This window comes from Brucella ciceri, assembly GCF_041930145.1.
GTDB classification, from domain to species: Bacteria; Pseudomonadota; Alphaproteobacteria; order Rhizobiales; family Rhizobiaceae; genus Brucella; species Brucella intermedia.
Genome location: NZ_JBHEEV010000003.1, coordinates 151,863 through 170,520, shown reverse-complemented (window position 1 = coordinate 170,520; position 18,658 = coordinate 151,863). Strand labels below are relative to the sequence as shown.

Below are 18,658 nucleotides of genomic sequence, written 5' to 3'. Positions count from 1 at the left end.
GCGCCCTTCCGGCACATGCGAAGCCTTTGATGATATTTCTATTGTTTCCGTTTCAAACCCGACAGCAGGCTTGCGTCAAAAGACGCCACAAATACGACATGGCCACCATTTCGCGACATCCCGTCCGACGCCGGCGAGCCTGCCTGCGCCTGCAGCGGAACGGTAAAGCAGTTTCAAAAATGGCCCCTGTAAAATAGGACAACATTATTGTCCTTTTTCCTTTTCTTTTGTTGCGCAAAGGTCTACGCATTCTTTCGTAAAATCGCGTCCAAAATAAAAGAAACGCAAGAAAGGTGATTCCGTGACTAAGGAGAATCTACTCGAAAGCGCACTCGTTCGTCTGGACGAGGCGGCAAGCCACATCAACATCGATGCGGATGTCATCGAGAAGCTGAAATATGCACGTGAGACCATGAAAGTGCGACTGATGATTCGCATGGACGATGGCTCGCGCAAATCCTTTCTTGCGTGGCGCTGCCGCTACGACGACACGCGCGGACCGACCAAGGGCGGCATTCGCTACCATCCGGAATCGACCGCCGAAGAAGTCGAGACGCTGGCCTTCTGGATGACGTTCAAATGCGCGGTCATGAACCTTCCCTATGGCGGCGGCAAGGGTGCCATCCAGGTCGATCCGCGCCAGCTTTCTAAGGCTGAGCTTGAGCGCCTTTCGCGCGCCTATATCCAGGCTTTCTCCGGCATCATCGGCCCGGACCGCGATATTCCCGCACCCGACGTCTACACCAATTCCATGATCATGGGCTGGATGGCCGACGAATATTCCCAGATCGTCGGACAGTCCTCGCCTGCCGTCATCACCGGCAAGCCGCTGGCGCTCGGCGGTTCGCTCGGCCGCAACGATGCGACGGCGCGCGGCGGCTTCTATCTCGTGCGCCATCTGGCGCAGGATCTGGGCCTTGCTTCGCAGCTTCGCGTCACGGTTCAGGGTTTCGGCAATGCCGGACAGTTCATCGCCAAGCTGATGGCCGGCGACGGGCACAAGATCGTCGCCGTTTCGGATTCGTCCGGCGCCGTCTACTGCGCCGGCGGCCTTGATCTCGACCTGCTGATGCAGGCCAAGGAACAGGGCAAGTCGGTCGTTTCCACCGCCGGCAAGAATGGCCACGAAGCCATCTCCGCCGATGAGCTGCTTGCAGCCGAATGTGATGTTCTGGTGCCGAGCGCCATGGAAAACATGATCCATGCGGACAATGCGGCATCCATCAAGGCCAGGCTGATCGTCGAGCTCGCCAATGGCCCGGTGACGCCGGAAGCCGACAGGATACTGGGAGAAAACGGCGTCGTCGTTCTGCCGGATATTCTCGCCAATGCCGGTGGCGTGACGGTTTCCTATTTCGAATGGGTGCAGAACCGCCAGGGCTATTACTGGACGCTCGAAGAAATCCATGAGCGCCTGAAAACCATCATGGAACGCGAAGGCCGCGCCATCTGGAACCATGCCAAGCAGCATAATGTGACGGTCCGCTCGGCAGCCTATGTCCACGCGCTGCAGCGCCTTGCACAGGCCATCGAAGCACACGGCACGCAAAGCGATTTCATCGGCTGATCGAGCCCCCTGACATCACCCCTCCTGCCAGCCCGCTGTCAGGAGGGGTGTCGAACGACGGTTTCCTTTTCCCGCTCGCGCTATAGTTTACCTTCACGAGGAAAAACCAGCGCGATGGGATGAAAAGCATGTCGTACGGAAATCTATTCAAGGGAAGTGCCGTCGCACTTGCCCTCCTTGCGGGCGCAATCCAGTTTTCCAGCGTCGCGCATGCACAAGTGGTCGTCTCTTCCAAGATCGACACGGAAGGCGGCGTTCTCGGCAACATCATTCTGGCCGTTCTCAACGCAAACGGCATCCAGACCACGGATCGCATCCAGCTTGGCGCCACGCCCGTGGTGCGCAAGGCGATCACCGCAGGCGAAATCGACATTTATCCCGAATATACCGGCAATGCGGCCTTCTTCTTCAACAAGGCGGACGACCCGCTGTGGAAAGATGCCGCCAAGGCGTTCGAGACTGCGAAAAAGCTCGACTACGATGCCAACAAGATCGTCTGGCTCGCCCCCTCGCCGGCAAACAACACCTGGGGCATTGCGGTGCGCAAGGACGTCGCCGACGAAAACAAGCTTACGAATTTGAGCGAATTCGGAAAATACATTTCAGGCGGCGGAAAGGTCATTCTGGCCGCATCGTCGGAATTCGTGAATTCGGCGGCCGCCCTGCCAGCCTTCCAGACCGCCTACAGCTTCACCCTGAAACCCGACCAGCTGATCACGCTTTCAGGCGGCGACACGGCCGCGACCATCGCCGCCGCCGCCAACCAGACCAACGGCGCCAATGCGGCCATGGTCTACGGCACCGATGGCGGCATCGCGCCTTCCGGGCTTGTCGTGCTCGAGGACGACAAGCATGTGCAGCCGGTCTATCAGCCCGCCCCGATCATCCGGGAAGAGGTTTTGAAGAAAAACCCGAAAATCGAGGAGCTGCTGAAGCCGGTTTTCGCAAAGCTCGATCTCACGACCCTTCAGGAACTCAACGGCCGTGTGCAGCTCGGAGGTGAACCGGCAAAGGCGGTCGCTGAGGAGTTTCTCAAGACCAACGGTTTTCTGAAATAGGCGCGGGTATTTGCCGGGCATGAGTGCAGCAAATGAGACGATCCGGGCAAATGGCACGAAGGGCTTGCTTGCCCATATCGACAAGCTCGGACTGGTCATTGCGGCAATCGGCTTGTCGGGTTTGCTCCTGCCTTTTGCGAACTTTCGGGCAAACCGCATCGTTCACGGTGAGCCGCGCCATGTTTTCGACGCCCTGCCGACCGAACTGGCGCTGGCGCTTGCCGCTATCGTGGCGGGAGGGCTGCTGATCGGGCTTGTTCGCAGCAACAATTGGCTGCGGCTCGTGGCGGCTCTGTTCTGTCTTGCGACTGTGCTGGCGGCGATCGGGCTCACCGCGACATATCTCTCGCCCGAAGGAAACAATTACGCACGCGTTTCTCCGGCTTCCGGCTTCTGGCTATTGTTTTTTGCCAGCGCCCTTTATGTCGCCGATGGGCTGGTGCGGCTGCGGGCCGGTCCGTTCCTGCGTGTGGGACTGCTGGTCGTTGCAGGTCTGCTTCTGGCGCTTCTGCTTTCGTCGGGCCTGTGGGACAGCATCTCCTTCATGAAGGAATATCAAGGCCGGGCGGACAGCTTCTGGAATGAAGCACAACGGCACATAGCGCTGGCACTGGGCTCGCTCCTCGCGGCCACGGTGGTGGGCATTCCGCTCGGACTTGTCTGCCATCGCGTGCCCAAACTGCGCGCTTTCGTTCTGAACAGCCTCAATATCGTGCAGACCATTCCGTCGATGGCGCTGTTCGGCATCCTGATTGCGCCGCTGAGCTGGGTCGCCACCCAGTTTCCATGGGTCGGCGCCCTCGGCATTCGTGGCATCGGCGCGGCACCGGCATTCGTCGCGCTTTTTCTCTATTCGCTGCTGCCAATCGTGGCCAACACCGTGGCAGGGCTGGCGCAGGTGCCGGAGCCGGTGACGGATGCCGCGCGCGGCATGGGCATGACCCGCCTGCAACGCCTCTTCAAGACCGAGTTTCCGCTGGCATTTCCCGTTATCCTCACCGGCATACGCATCGTCATGGTGCAGAATATCGGCCTGACGACCATCGCGGCGCTGATCGGCGGCGGCGGCTTCGGAACTTTCGTCTTTCAGGGGATCGGCCAGACGGCGATGGACCTCGTCCTGTTGGGCGCCCTGCCGACCGTTCTTCTCGCCTTTGCAGCCGCCGTCATCCTCGATGCCGCGATAGAAATCACGGAGAAAGGCAGCTCCCTATGATCGAGTTCGACCATATCACGAAGCGCTATAACGGGCGCGCAGCGGTCGACGCCGTGTGCTTCACCATCGAGCCGCACAGCATCGCCGCCATTGTCGGGACGTCGGGATCGGGCAAAACCACCCTGCTGCGGATGGTCAATCGTCTGGTCGAGCCGACCGATGGAGAAATCCGCATCGATGGGCGCAGCATCATGGATGAACCCGGCCATGTCCTGCGGCGGCGGATCGGCTATGTCATCCAGCAGAACGGGCTTTTTCCGCACCGCACCGTGGCGGAGAATATTGCAACAGTTCCGCTGCTGCTCGGATGGGATAAACCGCGCATCGACAGACGCGTCGATGAATTGCTGGACCTCTTCCAGCTCGAGGCTGCCGACTATCGCGACCGCTATCCGCACGAACTTTCCGGAGGGCAGCAGCAGCGCGTCGGCGTGGCGCGAGCGCTTGCCGCCGGGCCGAACATTCTTCTCATGGACGAGCCCTTCGGGGCACTCGATCCGGTTATCCGGGCCAAGGCGCAGGAAGACCTGAAGGCGATCCAGAAGCGGCTCGGCACGACCATAATCCTTGTCACGCACGACATGGAGGAAGCGATCTCGCTGGGCGACCGGATCGCCGTCATGGATGATGGAAAACTGCTGCAATATGGTCCACCGGCGGAAATCCTTGCTCGTCCGGCAACCGATTTCGTCGAGCGTCTTGTCGGTACGGGCGAACGGCCCTTCCGTCTCCTTTCGCTGATGGACCTGAAAACCGTGCTCCAGCCGGGTGATGCGAGCGGTGAAACCCTGCCGGTAACGGCATCGCAACGCGATGCGCTTGCCGCACTCCTGTGGTCCGGGCGCAAGGCGCTTCCCGTTCTCGACGCGGAAGGACGCCCTCTCGGCCGGGTCACGCTCGACAGGCTTCTGCATCAGGCAGAGCGTCCGGCATGAGATTGCTCGTGTCCATTGTCCCGCGCCTCATGCTTCTGGGCATCCTGCTCCTGTTCCTGGCGCGGCCCCGGCTGTTCGAGCCGCTGTTTCGCCCGCTCGTCGATGAAGGCGTGCCAGCCATCTATGATCGCGCCAGCTTCGTGACATTGACCTTGCAGCATCTGGGCCTCGTGGCGCTCGCAACACTGGCCGCGACACTCGTGGCCGTCTCGTTGGCGATCTTCGTGACCAGAAAGCACGGCGCGGAGTTTCTGCCGCTTTCACGCAGCCTCGTGAACATAGGGCAGACTTTTCCTCCGGTCGCGGTGCTGGCGCTGGCCGTTCCCATCTTCGGTTTCGGGGACAAGCCGACCCTGATCGCCCTCTTCCTCTATGGCCTGCTTCCGATCTTTGAAAACACGCTGACAGGGCTGACCACCTTGCCATCGCCGGTTGTCGAAGCCGCGCGCGGCATGGGGATGACCAGCGCCCAAAGGCTAGTGAAAATCGAGGTTCCGCTGGCCATGCCGGTCATTCTGGCGGGCATCAGGCTTTCCGCCGTGATCAGCCTTGCGACTGCCACCATCGGGTCCACGGTCGCTGCCAGAACCCTTGGCGAAGTCATCATTGCCGGGCTGATTTCCAACAATCTCGCCTTCGTTTTGCAGGGCGGGCTCGTCGTGGCCGCACTTGCCATACTCATCTTCGATGGGTTTCAGGCAATTGAGCATTATCTCCTGAAACGTACCGGACGAACCGGAACCGCTCTTTGAAAGATGCCTCTGCATTCCTATATCCTTGGCTGGAACCAGCCAGCGAGGAACGGGATGAACATCGGGCAGGCAGCTGCAGCATCTGGCATATCGGCGAAGATGATCCGCCATTATGAAACAATCGGGCTCATCGAAGCCGCCGAGAGGACCGGTTCGGGTTACCGCGTCTATACGCAGAAAGATGTCGAAACCCTGCGCTTCATCCGCCGCAGCCGCGATCTCGGTTTTCAGGTTGAGCAGATCAAGGAACTGCTGGCGCTCTGGCGTGACCGCAACCGCGCATCGGCTGACGTGAAGAAGGTGGCGCTTGGGCATGTCGAGGAGCTGGAAGCCAAGATGCGCCAGTTGCAGGAAATGGCCGATACGCTGCGCTACCTCGCCAAGAACTGCCACGGCGACAACCGTCCCGATTGCCCGATCATCCACCAGCTTGCCGAAAACAGTGCCGAGGGCCGCAAACGTCCGGCTCCGCGCAAAGGCGAATTGCTGCACGGCAAGATCTGAGACCGTCAAATGAAAACGCCGGAATTGCTCCCGGCGTTTTTCATTCATATCGCTGCCTCAGCTCTTCGGCAGCGTATAGGCGATTACATAATCGCCCGGTTTGGTCCCGACCGAACCATGCCCGCCCGCCACCATCAGGACGAACTGCTGGTCGCCGACCGTATAGGTCATCGGGGTCGACTGGCCGCCAGCCGGAAGGCGGGCCTCCCAGAGCTGCTTGCCGGAAGTCAGGTCATAGGCGCGCAGATAGTCGTCCACCGCCGCGCCCAGGAAGACGACGCCGCCCGCGGTGATCATCGGGCCGCCGATACCCGGGACGCCTACCTTCAACGGAAGCGGAACCGGCGACATGTCGCGGATCGTCCCGTTGCGATGCTTGTAGGCAATCTTGCCGGTGCGCAGGTCCACCCCGGCGACATAGCCCCATGGCGGCGTCTGGCAGGGAATGCCGAGCGGACCGAGGAACGGCCCCATGAACACGCCATAGGGCGCGCCATCATTGCGGTTCAGGCCCTGCTCGCTTCCCTTTTCATCCTGTCCTTTCGGCGGAATATCGGCGCGTGGAACCAAACGGGAGGTGAAGGCGAGATAGGTCGGCATGCCGAACATCACCTGCCGGACCGGATCGACCGCCACGCTACCCCAGTTGAACACGCCGAAATTGCCGGGATAGACAATCGTTCCCCGCAATGAAGGCGGCGTGTAGCGGCCTTCGTAAAACAACTGGTGGAACTTGATGCGGCAGGCGAGCTGATCGAACATCGTCACGCCCCACATGTCGCTTTCGCGCAAGGGCGGCGGGCTGAAAGTCAGATCGGAGATCGGCTGCGTGGGAGCCGTATGGTCTTCCGGTATAGCGCCTGTCGGCGCCGGGATTTCCCTGACCGGAATGATCGGTTCGCCGGTGCGCCGATCGAGGACATAGAGATCGCCCTGCTTGGTCGGGCCGACCAGCGCCGGGACACCGTTGATATCCAGCAGGACCGGCTGGGCCGGAACGTCCATGTCCCACAGATCATGGTGGACCGTCTGGCGCACCCAGCGAACCTGTCCGGTGTTCACGTCGAGCGCAACGATGGAGGAGGAATATTTCTCCACATTCTCGCTGCGGTCCATGCCAAGCTGGTCCGGCACCTTATTGCCGAGCGGCACAAAGACCAGTCCGAGCTTTTCATCCACACTCGAAACGGACCAGCTGTTCGGCGAGTTCGTCGTATAGTGCTCGCCTTCGGGGAGCGGCGTGGTCACATCCGGATTGCCGGAATCCCAATTCCACAACAGCTGCCCGGTGCGGATATCGAAGGCGCGAATGACGCCCGACTGTTCCTGCGTCGAGTAATTGTCATTGACGGCGCCGCCGACGATGATCTTGTCCCCGACAACGACCGGGGGCGAGGTGGAGTAATAATAGCCTGCCGGATTATATTTCATGCCATGGCTGAGATCGAGCGTCCCGCCATTGGCGAAATCCGTGCAGATTTCCCCGGTTGCCGTATCCAGCGCAATCAACCTTGCATCGGACGTCGGCAGATAGACCCGCTCGGCGCATTTCGCGCCTGCCGTTGCCGTTGCATCCTTCCAGTAGCTGACGCCGCGGCAGGTCTGGTGCTGGCGGTCCGTATTGAAGCCGACCTTCGGGTCGAACTTCCACTTTTCCTTGCCGGTCGCCGCATCCAGCGCAATCGCCCAGTTATGCGGGGTGCACAGATAGAGCGAATCGCCAATCTTGAGCGGCGTGACCTGATAGGTCGTTTCGCCCACGTCCTGCGGCTGCTTCACGTCGCCGGTCTGGTACTGCCAGGCAACCTGGAGTTTGGCGACGTTCTCCGGCGTTACCTGCGTCAGCGGCGAATAGCGCTGGCCGTAAGGCGTTCGACCGTATTGATGCCATTCGCCATCGGGCACGTTGCCGCCGAGATCGGGCGTCGCAGCCACTTTTTCCGTCGGCAGGTCGCCTGCGATATTGTAGGTGTCCTGCGTTATCGCATAACCGGCAACCAGGATTGCGATCACCGATGCCACGGCCAGCGGCAGGCCGCTGTCGCCTGCCCCCTTGTTCAGTGGCCTCCTGATCCATGGCGTCAGCAGCCAGAATCCAAGCAGCACGATGACGCCGCCGCGTGCGCCGAGCTGCCACCAGTCGAAGCCGACTTCATAAACGGCCCAGCCAAGCGATCCGAGAATGACGAGAGCGTAAACCCATAGTGCGGCGCCGCTACGCCGCGAAAGCAGAACGGCGGTCAGCAGAAAGCCGATCGCCGAAAGTATATAATACCAGCTGCCGCCCAGCAGGGCGAGCCAGATGCCGCCTGCTCCGAGCGAAAACCCGATCAAAAGAAGTACGAGAGAAGTTAACCAGATAAGCAAGATGTTACCCCCTTCCAGTACAATCGGCGTTCCGTCGCCGATGCGGGAAAACCGTGCGGACCAACCGCTCACCAATTTCGAGGCATTCCTGATATGGCCAGATATGGTTGCAAGTCTCGCAGCATTCGGTCTGCCGGACAACTCCCTACTGCGTGCCTATCCACATAGGCGAACATGGAAAAAATCCAGAGCGGCAGGTGTATCTTTCTATTGTCCGATTAGGAGGCGCGATCAGGACAAATGAGCGCCGCCCGTGATTAAGGCAAAGTGGCGGCAAAGGGGGTTTGCGCACTCAAAAGGCGCAAAACTGCACACAAACATGCATTTTTTCGCTCGACAATTGTGGCGAAGGAATGGCGAAAATGTGCGACCTGTGTCTTTTACGCGGCTTTTTCGGGATATCAGGCAGAGCCGCGCATGATGAGATGGCTGTCCAGACGCCGGATTTCCTTCTCGACTGCCGCCCCGCTTTCCTGCGCATTGATCCGCGAGAAAAGCATGTCGAGACCCAGTTGCGCGATTTGCCGGTAGTCCTGCGCGACCGTCGTCAGCGGCGGACAGGTGAAGCGGCTGAGAGGATGGTCGTCGTGACCGGCGACCCGAAGATCGCAGCCTTCTTCGCGCCCGACATGTCGCCGCCGTTCGAATGCTGCGGAAATGACGCCAAAGGCCAGGCGATCATTGGCGCATAAAACGGTTCGCGTCGGAAACCCGCCGCGATCCAGAATCCGGCCTGCTTCCTGATAGCCCAGTTCCTCGAAATTCCAGTTCTTGGCCGTGATGGGAAGCACGATCGGCTCAACGCCCAGCCTCTCCATGGTTTCGATATAGGCCGAACGCCGTTCCAGCGCGTTCTGGTTTACCGCCGGCATTTCGAGGAAGCAGGGATGTTCGCCCGTTCGGTAGAGATATTCGGTAATGTTGCCGATGCTCTGGCGATTATCGGTGCCGACAAAGGGTTGATCGTCGCCGATACGGCTGTCGAGGAAAACCGCAGGCGTCGAATCCGACAGGCTGGAAAGCAGCTTCGCATCCGTCTCGAAACCGAGCGGAGCCATCAGAACGCCCGCGATCTTGAGAGACATGAGCGTGCGCATCGCCCGCGCCTCGAGTTTCCTCTCGCCATGCGACGACAGAACGATCGGCCAGTAGCCTTCCGCCAGGCAGCGCATTTCGATCTGGCGGATGATTTCCGCATAGAACGGATCGGAAATATGGGGGACGATGACGCCGATATTCTTGGGCTTCTTGCGGTTGAGGCTGACCGCGAAGATGTTGGGCTGATAGTTGTAATCCTTCAGCGCCTTTTCGATACGAAGGCGCGTCGAGGGCTTTACGCTTTCTGGATTGTCGAAATATTTCGAGACCGTGGGACGGGACAATCCGCTTGCGGCTGCGAACTCTTCCATCGTCCTGATCTTCTGTTCGGTCATGCCCTGCTTTTCCCCTCGGGGTATCATAGCGATTTTACGGCGCCATCCAATTTGTTTTCATGCGTAAATTTTTTTCCGTTGAGACGCAACAAATTTCGGCGGGCGGTCCTTCGGCGATCCACGCTTTCCTGTTCTTGCGGCGGCTCATCCGCGCTGATGACGTTCAAATTCAATCGTTATAATTTTTACACGTGAAAAATTTTATATTGACACGTTGAACAAGCTCTATCATGTCTAGGGAAGCTCTTCTTGAGCTGGAGGCCCTGCCCTTCGGGAGGTTTGAAGTTGGCGACAACTGATGAACCTGCAGGAAAAACCCTTGTTCATGTCCCTACAGAAGGACGCCCCGGCGAGCGCCGGTCATTCGGAGGAAATCATGTTTCGCAAATCGCTCAGCCGTATTCTCTTTTCCGGCGTAGCCCTGGCCATGATGGCAGGCGCTGCATCTGCCGAAGGCATCGGCGCATCGCTTCTCACCCAGCAGCATCCGTTCTACATCTCGCTCGCAGACGCGATGAAGAAGGAAGCGCAGGCAGAGAATGTGCCGCTGGAAATCGCCATCGCCAATCAGGACCTGAGCAAGCAGCTCGCCGATGTGGAAGATTTCATCACCAAGGGCGTCGACGTCATCGTCATCTCGCCGGTTGACAGCAAGGGCGTTCGCTCGGCCATCAACAAGGCCCAGAAGGCAGGAATCAAGGTCATTACCGTCGATGTTCCGGCCAACAATGTCGATGTGACCTCCTTCGTCGGCACGGACAATTTCGCAGGCGGCGAGAAGGCCGCCGAACTGATGGCGAAGTCCATCGGTGAAAAGGGCAATGTCGCCGTTATCGATTACCCGACGGTCCAGTCGGTCGTCGATCGCATCGAAGGCTTCAAGAAGGGCATCGCCAAATATCCGGACATCAAGATCGTTGCGATCCAGCCGGGCATCACCCGTCCGGAAGCCCTTTCGGCTGCTCAGAACATCCTGCAGGCCAACCCGGATATCGTCGGCATCTTCGGCTTCGGCGACGACGCCGCACTGGCCGCTGCCTCGGCGGTGAAGTCGGCCAAGCTTGAAAGCCAGGTCAAGGTCATCGGTTTCGACGGCATGGAAGAAGCCCGCAACGCCGTGAAGAACGACCCGGTCATGGTTGGCGTCATTGCCCAGTATCCCGACCAGATGGGCAAGGTTGCGGTTGAAACCGCTGCCAAGGTCATCAAGGGTGAGGAAGTTCCGGCCAAGCAGCCGATCGTTCCGGGTGTCGTCACCAAGGACGGCGAAACCAAGTAACACCGCGTGAAACAGCGACGCTCCTCCCAGTCGCTGTTTCCATTCTGCGTGCGGCGGCCCGGCGAACACCACGCGCCTGCCGCCGCCGCATCCCTTTTGATCGCGGATTTCGTTCGAGCGAAGTTCCGCCGATAGACTGACAACGGAGAATGGAGGCCCCAAGAGTGACAGATACTGTGACAGCCGCCAAATCCGAACGAAAAGCCGTTTCGGACACCGTTCTCGAGATTCGCGATGTGGCAAAATCCTTCGGCCCGGTGGTCGCGCTGAAGCGTATGAACCTGACCGTTCGTCGCGGCCGCGTCCATACGTTGCTCGGTGAGAACGGCGCCGGCAAATCCACGCTGATGAAGATCCTCGCCGGCGTGTTCAAGCCGACTTCAGGAACGATACAGCTCAAAGGCGCGTCTTATGCGCCGAAAGACCCGCGCGATGCCCGCGCAAACGGCATTGCCATCGTCTTTCAGGAACTGAGCCTGTCGCGCAATCTCAGCGTCGCCGAAAACATCTTCGCCAATCACGAGCCAAGCCGCTTCGGCTTCATCCGGGAGCGCGAGCTGAACGCCGCCGCCGAAAAGCTTATCCATGAGCTTGGCCTGCCGGTCGATGCGCGCGCGAAGGTCGGCGACCTGTCGATTGCCCAGCGCCAGCTCGTTGAAATCGCCAAGGGCCTCAGCCAGCCCGCAGACGTCGTCATTCTGGACGAGCCGACCTCGTCGCTTTCCGACAGCGAAGCGGAAATCCTGTTCTCGATCATCGAGCGCCTGAAAGCACGCGGCACCGCCGTCATCTACATCTCGCACCGCATGGAAGAAATCATGCGGCTTTCCGACGATATTACGGTCGTGCGCGACGGCGAATATGTCACGACCACCGAAAAGAGCGAGACCACCATCGAGCGGCTGATCGCCCTCATGGTCGGCCGTGAGATGAACGACATCTATCCGCCGCGCGTCGCGCCAAGACCATCGGCGAGCGTGGCGCCCATCCTAGAAACGAAGAACCTTTCGGTCGCGGGCAAGTTTCACGATGTTTCCATCGGTGTGAAGCCCGGTGAGGTTCTGGGCCTTTTCGGACTGGTCGGCTCCGGCCGTTCCGACGTCATGAAGGCGCTGTTCGGGATGCTGCGGCCAACGGGTGAAATCCGCCTCGACGGAAAGCCTGTTGCCCTCTCCTCGCCTTCCGACGCCATTCGCAACGGCATTGCTTTCGTGACCGAAAACCGCAAGGAAGAAGGCCTCGTTCTTCCGCACAGCGTGGAACGCAACATCAACATGGTCGGGCTCGGCCAGCTGGCAGGCCCGCTCGGGCTCATGCGTTCCAGTGCGGAGCGTTCTGCCGCCAGGGCGGAAGTGCTGCGGCTTGCCATCAAGACAGCTTCGCTGGATACGGTTGCCGGATCGCTCAGCGGCGGCAACCAGCAGAAGATCGTGCTGGCAAAATGGCTCCAGACAAAGCCGCGCATTCTCATTCTCGATGAGCCGACACGCGGCGTCGATGTCGGCGCGAAATTCGAAATCTACCGCATCATCCGTGAACTTGCCGCCAATGGCGCGGCGATCCTGATGGTTTCCTCCGAACTGCCGGAAGTGCTGGGCCTCAGCGACCGCGTGGCCGTCATGCACAACAGGCATGTCGCCGCCATCGTCGATGCCGATGGCCTTACGCCGGAAACCGTCATGAGCTACGCAGCAGGAATGCATCAATGAGCAACGCAGATATTCAGAAGAAAGCCGTGGACGCCGAAGTCCGCCGTTCGCTTTTCAGCTCCCCGCTGGTGCGCCAATATGGCGGCATCATCATCTCGCTGGCCGTGCTCTGCGTGGTCTTCGCGGTGCTCAATCCGCGCTTTCTCGCCTTTAACAATTTCATGAACATCATGCAGCAGGTGGCGGTGATCGCCGTCGCCGCCTATGGCATGACCTATGTGATCCTGCTCGGTGAAATCGATCTTTCCATCGGTTCGATCATCGCCGTATCCGGCATGGTGGCGGCACAGGCCTTCGCCATGGGCTTCGGCTTCGTGCCGACGGTCGTTTTCACCCTTGCGGCGGGTGCCATCATGGGCGGGCTGAACGGTGTGCTTTCGGCAAAGCTGATGCTGCCATCCTTCATCGTCACGGTCGCGACCATGGGCATCTATCGCGGCATGGTCAGCCTGCCGACCAATGGCGCGCCCGAAATCATCGACAATGATGCATGGCTTGCCATCGGTTCGGAAAGCTGGCTCGGCCTGCCGATCATCATCTGGATCGTCGGCGTCCTGTTCATCTTCAACTATATCCTCCTGTCGAAGACGGTCTTCGGTCGCCGCATCTATCTGTCGGGTGGCAACAAGGAAGCAGCGATCTATTCCGGTATCCGCGTCGACCGCATCAAGATCATCGTCTTCATGCTTTCCGGCGTCATGGCGGCGATCAGCGGCATCCTGCTTTCGTCGCGCCTGTCCTCGGCGCAGACCAATGCGGGCATGGGTTACGAACTCGACGCCATTGCCGCGGTCGTGCTTGGCGGCACCTCGCTTGCCGGCGGCGTCGGCACCATGGTCGGAACCATTCTTGGCGCGCTCATCATCGGCGTCATCAACAACGGCATGAACATGCTGTCCGTGCCCTATTTCTATCAGCTCATCGTCAAGGGCGTGGTCATTCTGGTCGCCGTCTGGCTCGACGTGCGCTCGAAATCCATGCGCACGTAATCGCGGTGCCCCATATGAAGAAGATCATCACCATCGGCGAGATCGTCGTCGAAATCATGGCCGTGGAAACCGGTAACGGTTTCAAGTCCGCCATCCCATTGATCGGCCCGTTCGCTTCCGGCGCGCCCGCGATCTTCATCGATCAGGCCGCCCGGATGGGCCAGCCATGCGGCATGGTCAGCGCGGTCGGCAATGACGATTTCGGCGCGCTCAATGTCGAGCGCCTGCAAAGAGACGGCGTGGATGTTTCGGCCATCGGCGTGCATCCGACAGCGGCGACCGGCAGCGCCTTCGTGCGCTATCGCCCGGACGGCAATCGCGATTTCATCTTCAATATCAAGCACAGCGCATGCAGCGCCATCGGCCTGACACCGGAAGCCGAAAGGCTGATCGAGACCGCCGATCACCTGCATATCATGGGTTCGGCGCTCTTCTCCGAAGGCATTGTCTCGGCGATCCACGAGGCGACGATCCGCATCAAGGCGAAGGGCGGCACCGTGTCCTTCGACCCGAATATCCGCAAGGAAATGCTGGAATTGCCCGGAATGCGCCAGGCATTGGCCCATGCGTTGGAGAATACCGACCTGTTCATGCCGAGCGGCCCGGAAATTTTCCTCTTCACCAGAGCGACCGAGGAAAAGGCCGCCGTGGAAGAACTGCTGGCGCGCGGCATCAAGGCCGTCGTCATCAAGCGCGGCGCGGAAGGCGCCAGCTATTTCGACCAGTCCGGCGAGGTTTTCGCGCCAGCGTTCAAGGTCGATGAAATCGACCCGACCGGCGCGGGCGACAGTTTTGGCGCGGCATTCGTCACCTGCTGGCTGCGCGACATGGCACCGAAGGACGCTCTCGTCATCGCCAATGCCACCGGCGCGCGCGCCGTTGGCGTCAAGGGGCCGATGGAGGGCACCTCGACCATGGCTGAAATCGATGCCTTCCTTCAGAAATACGGAGTTCCAGCATGAGCAGCACGAAAGTTCTGAGCGCACTTCCCGCACGTTACGCCAGCGGGGTTCGTGGCGGCATCACGTCGATCTGCTCTGCGCATCCTCTGGTGATCGAAGCAGCCCTGCTCGAAGGCGTGGCGACCGGCACGGATGTGCTGATCGAGGCCACCTGCAATCAGGTCAATCAGGATGGCGGCTATACCGGCATGACGCCTGCCGACTTCCGCCGTTTTGTGGAAGAAATCGCCACCCGCGTCGGCTTCGACACCAGGCGGCTCATTCTGGGCGGCGACCATCTTGGTCCCAACCCGTGGAAGCACCTGCCCGCCGAGGAAGCCCTTGCGAAGTCGGACGTCATGATCGACGCTTTCGTGCGCGCGGGCTTTACCAAGATCCATCTCGACACGTCGATGGGCTGCGCGGGCGAGCCGGTCGCCCTGCCCGATGCCGTGACCGCCGAGCGCGCGGCGCGGCTTGCAAAAGTTTCGGAAACTGCCGCCCGTGAAGCCGGCTACGATCTGCCGGTCTACATCATCGGCACCGAAGTGCCGATCCCCGGCGGCGCGATGGAAGAAATCGAAGAGCTGGAACTGACCAGGCCGGACGCGGCGGTCGAAACCGTCGCCATTCACCGCAAGGCTTTCGCAGCACTCGGACTGGACGATGCCTTTGCCCGCGCCATCGGCGTCGTGGTGCAGCCGGGTGTCGAGTTCGGCAACGAGAATGTCGTGTTCTACAATAGCGAGAAGGCGACGGCGCTGAGCGGCGTTCTCGGCGAAATGCCGCAATTCGTGTTCGAAGCCCATTCGACCGACTATCAGCCGGTGGAAGCGCTTTCCGATCTGGTTCACGACGGTTTCGCCATTTTGAAAGTCGGGCCGGGCCTGACTTTCGCGCTGCGCGAGGCGCTCTATGGCCTCGACCAGATTGCGGCTTTCCTTGACAAGCTGCCGGAAGAGGAAACCCTGCGCGGCAAGATGGAAGCGTTGCTTCTGGCCGAGCCGAAGAACTGGGAAAAATATTACCACGGCGATGGCGAGGAACTGCGTCTGCAGCGCCATTTCTCCTATAGCGACCGCATTCGCTATTACTGGCCGCATCCGGTGGCGACGGCTGCCGTGGACGCGCTTTTGAAGCGTCTGGAAGGCCGCAAGATACCGGAAACACTGATCAGCCAATATCTCGGCACGCTCTATCCGGCAGTCGCGGCTGGAGCGGTCGAAGCAACGCCGCATGCCTTGATGGTAGAAGCCGTCCGCAATGTTGTGCGGACATACGGCAAGGCTGTAGGCACCCACTAAAACAAAGGCGCGGTCAATACCGCGCCTTTCTTGTTCACGCCTCTATCGGGCTTTTGAAGGCCTTGAGCCGCAAGGCGTTGCTCAGGACAAAAATGCTCGAGAAAGCCATGGCGCCTGCCGCCAGAACCGGCGACAACAGCGTGCCGGTGAAGGGATAGAGAACACCCGCCGCGACGGGGATCAGTGCAACGTTATAGGCGAAGGCCCAGAACAGGTTCTCGCCGATATTGCGGATCGTCGCCTTCGATATGGCGATGGCATTGACCACGCCGCGCAGATCCCCCGACATCAGCACCACGTCAGCACTTTCAATCGCGATATCCGTTCCGGTGCCAATGGCGATACCGACATCGGCAGCGGCGAGTGCGGGCGCGTCGTTGATGCCATCGCCGACAAAGGCGATCCGCTTGCCGCCCGCCGAAAGGCGTTTCAGCGCCTCGACCTTGCCGTCCGGCAGCACTTCCGCAACCACTTCATCAATGCCCAGACGTTTGGCGATGGCCTCAGCCGTGCGGCGATTGTCGCCGGTGATCATCGCGACCTTCAGCCCCTGCTCGTGAAGGGCGGCAATCGCCGCTGGCGTGGTTTCCTTCATCGGATCGGCGACGGTGAGGATCGCCGCCAGCTTGCCGTCAATGGCCGCATAGAGCGGGGACTGTCCTTCATCGCCGAGGCGCTTCGCATCATCGGCAAAGGCAGCAACATCAGCCCCAAGCTTCGCCATGTAACGGTCGGCACCGATGGCCACCTCATGGCCGGAAACCTGCGCCTTCAAGCCGAAACCGGGGACTGCTTCAAAAGCCGATACGTCCGCGAGCTTCAATCCCTTCGCCTTCGCGGCTTCCACAATCGCGTCGGCGATCGGGTGTTCGGAGCGGGCTTCCACCGCTGCCACAAGCGCCAGAAGCTCGTCCCTGTCGAAGCCCTCGACCGTTGCGAAATGCGCGAGTGCGGGTTTACCTTGCGTCAGCGTGCCAGTCTTGTCGACGGCGATTACGGAAGCGTCGCGCAAGGTCTGCAAGGCATCACCACGGCGGAACAGGACGCCGAACTCGGCTGCGCGACCGGTGCCAACCATGATCGATGTCGGTGTGGCGAGGCCCATGGCGCACGGGCAGGCAATGATGAGAACCGCAATGGCGTTCACCAGCGCGTAACCCAGCATGCCCGTGCCGCCAATCGCCAGCCACAGGGCGAAGGTCAGGGCGGCGGCGACCATAACCGAGGGGACGAACCAGCCCGTCACCTTGTCGACCATGGCCTGAATGGGCAGCTTGTCGGCCTGCGCGTCCTCGACCATGCGGATGATCTGCGAAATCACCATGTCGCGGCCAACCTTGGTGGCGCGGAAGGTGAAGGCGCCGGTCTTGTTGATCGTGCCGCCCACCACTTCCGCGCCTTTTTCCTTGGCGACGGGCACAGGCTCGCCGGTGATCATCGATTCATCGACATAGGACGAACCTTCGATCACTTCGCCATCGACCGGCACTTTCTCGCCGGGACGAACCTGTACGACATCGCCTGCGCGCACATCTTCGAGCGGCACATCGACCGTTTCGCCGTCACGCACCACACGCGCCGATTTCGCCTGCAAGCCAACCAGCCGGCTGATAGCCGCACTGGTGCGCCCCTTGGCGCGCGCTTCCAGAAAACGCCCGATCAGGATCAGCGTGACGATGACGGCGGCGGCTTCAAAATAAATGTTTACCGTGCCTTCAGGCAGCACCGCCGGGAAAAAGGTCGCGACGACGGAGAAGCCCCAGGCCGCGAGCGTACCCACCACCACGAGCGAATTCATATCCGGCGTGCCGCGCAGGAGCGTCGGGATTCCCTTCCTGAAAAAGCGCAAACCGGGGCCAAACAGGACCAGCGTCGTGAGCACGAGTTGCAGATACCAGCTGTTCTGCATGCCGATGCGGTCCATGACGAACATATGAACCGCAGGGATGAGATGCGACCCCATTTCCAGCACGAAGACGGGCAATGTCAGAAGGGCGGCAAGGATGACGCTTTTCTTCAGCTCTGCCGCTTCCGCATCCCGCTTTTCGGACTGGGTTTCCTGCCTGTCGCTGCCTTGCCCGTCATCAAGCGACCGCGCCTCATAGCCGGCAGCTTCAACGGCCTTGACAAGCTCGTTGACCGACACCTGCCCGGCCAGATCGACATGCGCCCGCTCCGTTGCAAGGTTGACGCTGGCGCGGGTCACGCCCGGCACGCCGTTCAAAGCCTTCTCGACCTTGCTGACGCAGGACGCGCAGCTCATGCCCTCGATGGCCAGATCGATGCTGGCGGCTGGCACTTCATAACCCGCCTTGCGAATGGCATCGATCACCGACGGCAAATCCGGCGCGCCTTTGAAAGTCACGTCGGCGCGTTCAGTTGCGAGATTGACGGACACCTTGTCGACGCCAGGAACCTTGGCGACAGCTTTTTCCACGGACGACACGCATGAAGCGCAACTCATCCCTTCGACAGGGACAGGAAAGCTGATGGTTTCGTGATTTACAGGCTTGTTCATGGCAATCCCTTTCACCGCCCGGGAAGGGCATAATTCGAGAGTTGCTCCTTAAATAGTCCTTCCCACCGTTGGAAGGTCAAGCCTTT

At 60.3% G+C, this 18,658-nt stretch carries 14 protein-coding genes; 11 read left to right on the top strand and 3 right to left on the bottom strand.

Annotation, left to right across the window (positions count from 1 at the left end; translation table 11 throughout):
* Window positions 1-301: 301 nt before the first annotated feature.
* From JNC63_RS07125 to cueR, 6 genes are all read left to right on the top strand, one after another.
* On the top strand, window positions 302-1,567 hold the full coding sequence (locus JNC63_RS07125) for a Glu/Leu/Phe/Val family dehydrogenase (RefSeq protein WP_021586324.1): 1,266 nt from the start codon (window positions 302-304) through the stop codon (window positions 1,565-1,567).
* Between the two features lie 128 nt (window positions 1,568-1,695).
* Window positions 1,696-2,625 carry a glycine betaine ABC transporter substrate-binding protein OsmF gene (osmF, locus tag JNC63_RS07120; RefSeq protein ID WP_025089723.1) on the top strand — a complete coding sequence of 310 codons (930 nt, stop codon included), beginning with the start codon at window positions 1,696-1,698 and terminating at the stop codon, window positions 2,623-2,625.
* Window positions 2,626-2,644: 19 nt separating this feature from the next.
* Window positions 2,645-3,841, top strand: a complete 1,197-nt coding sequence (locus JNC63_RS07115) for an ABC transporter permease (protein ID WP_021586325.1) — start codon at window positions 2,645-2,647, stop codon at window positions 3,839-3,841.
* Window positions 3,838-4,776, top strand: coding sequence for an ABC transporter ATP-binding protein (locus tag JNC63_RS07110; protein ID WP_021586326.1), 939 nt, complete (start codon window positions 3,838-3,840; stop codon window positions 4,774-4,776). Before JNC63_RS07115 ends, JNC63_RS07110 begins: the two co-directional genes overlap by 4 nt.
* Window positions 4,773-5,528, top strand: a complete 756-nt coding sequence (locus tag JNC63_RS07105; protein WP_021586327.1) for an ABC transporter permease — start codon at window positions 4,773-4,775, stop codon at window positions 5,526-5,528. Before JNC63_RS07110 ends, JNC63_RS07105 begins: the two co-directional genes overlap by 4 nt.
* A gap of 54 nt (window positions 5,529-5,582) precedes the next feature.
* Window positions 5,583-6,032, top strand: coding sequence for a Cu(I)-responsive transcriptional regulator (gene cueR / locus JNC63_RS07100; RefSeq protein ID WP_006470808.1), 450 nt, complete (start codon window positions 5,583-5,585; stop codon window positions 6,030-6,032).
* A gap of 57 nt (window positions 6,033-6,089) precedes the next feature.
* Here cueR and JNC63_RS07095 read toward each other — a convergent pair whose 3' ends face one another.
* Both JNC63_RS07095 and JNC63_RS07090 read right to left on the bottom strand, forming a co-directional pair.
* Window positions 6,090-8,399, bottom strand: coding sequence for a glucose/quinate/shikimate family membrane-bound PQQ-dependent dehydrogenase (locus JNC63_RS07095; RefSeq protein WP_025089725.1), 2,310 nt, complete (start codon window positions 8,397-8,399; stop codon window positions 6,090-6,092).
* Window positions 8,400-8,800: 401 nt separating this feature from the next.
* The gene (locus JNC63_RS07090; protein WP_006470810.1) at window positions 8,801-9,832 is read right to left on the bottom strand and encodes a LacI family DNA-binding transcriptional regulator; all 1,032 of its coding nucleotides are present in this window, start codon (window positions 9,830-9,832) and stop codon (window positions 8,801-8,803) included.
* Window positions 9,833-10,208: 376 nt separating this feature from the next.
* Between JNC63_RS07090 and JNC63_RS07085 the strand changes: the two genes are divergently transcribed.
* From JNC63_RS07085 to JNC63_RS07065, 5 genes are all read left to right on the top strand, one after another.
* Window positions 10,209-11,111, top strand: coding sequence for a substrate-binding domain-containing protein (locus tag JNC63_RS07085; protein WP_025089726.1), 903 nt, complete (start codon window positions 10,209-10,211; stop codon window positions 11,109-11,111).
* Between the two features lie 149 nt (window positions 11,112-11,260).
* On the top strand, window positions 11,261-12,820 hold the full coding sequence (locus JNC63_RS07080) for a sugar ABC transporter ATP-binding protein (RefSeq protein WP_031346502.1): 1,560 nt from the start codon (window positions 11,261-11,263) through the stop codon (window positions 12,818-12,820).
* Window positions 12,817-13,809: an ABC transporter permease gene (locus JNC63_RS07075; protein ID WP_006465947.1), complete on the top strand. Its 993-nt coding sequence runs from the start codon at window positions 12,817-12,819 to the stop codon at window positions 13,807-13,809. Before JNC63_RS07080 ends, JNC63_RS07075 begins: the two co-directional genes overlap by 4 nt.
* A gap of 14 nt (window positions 13,810-13,823) precedes the next feature.
* Window positions 13,824-14,771 (top strand): tagatose kinase, encoded by a 948-nt coding sequence (locus tag JNC63_RS07070; protein WP_021586332.1) that lies wholly within the window; start codon window positions 13,824-13,826, stop codon window positions 14,769-14,771.
* Window positions 14,768-16,054: a D-tagatose-bisphosphate aldolase, class II, non-catalytic subunit gene (locus tag JNC63_RS07065; protein ID WP_021586333.1), complete on the top strand. Its 1,287-nt coding sequence runs from the start codon at window positions 14,768-14,770 to the stop codon at window positions 16,052-16,054. The genes JNC63_RS07070 and JNC63_RS07065 overlap by 4 nt, the downstream gene beginning before the upstream one ends.
* Before the next feature lie 34 nt (window positions 16,055-16,088).
* On the opposite strand, the gene JNC63_RS07060 is transcribed toward JNC63_RS07065, so the two are convergent.
* The gene (locus JNC63_RS07060) at window positions 16,089-18,572 is read right to left on the bottom strand and encodes a heavy metal translocating P-type ATPase (protein WP_021586334.1); all 2,484 of its coding nucleotides are present in this window, start codon (window positions 18,570-18,572) and stop codon (window positions 16,089-16,091) included.
* Window positions 18,573-18,658 lie beyond the last annotated feature (86 nt).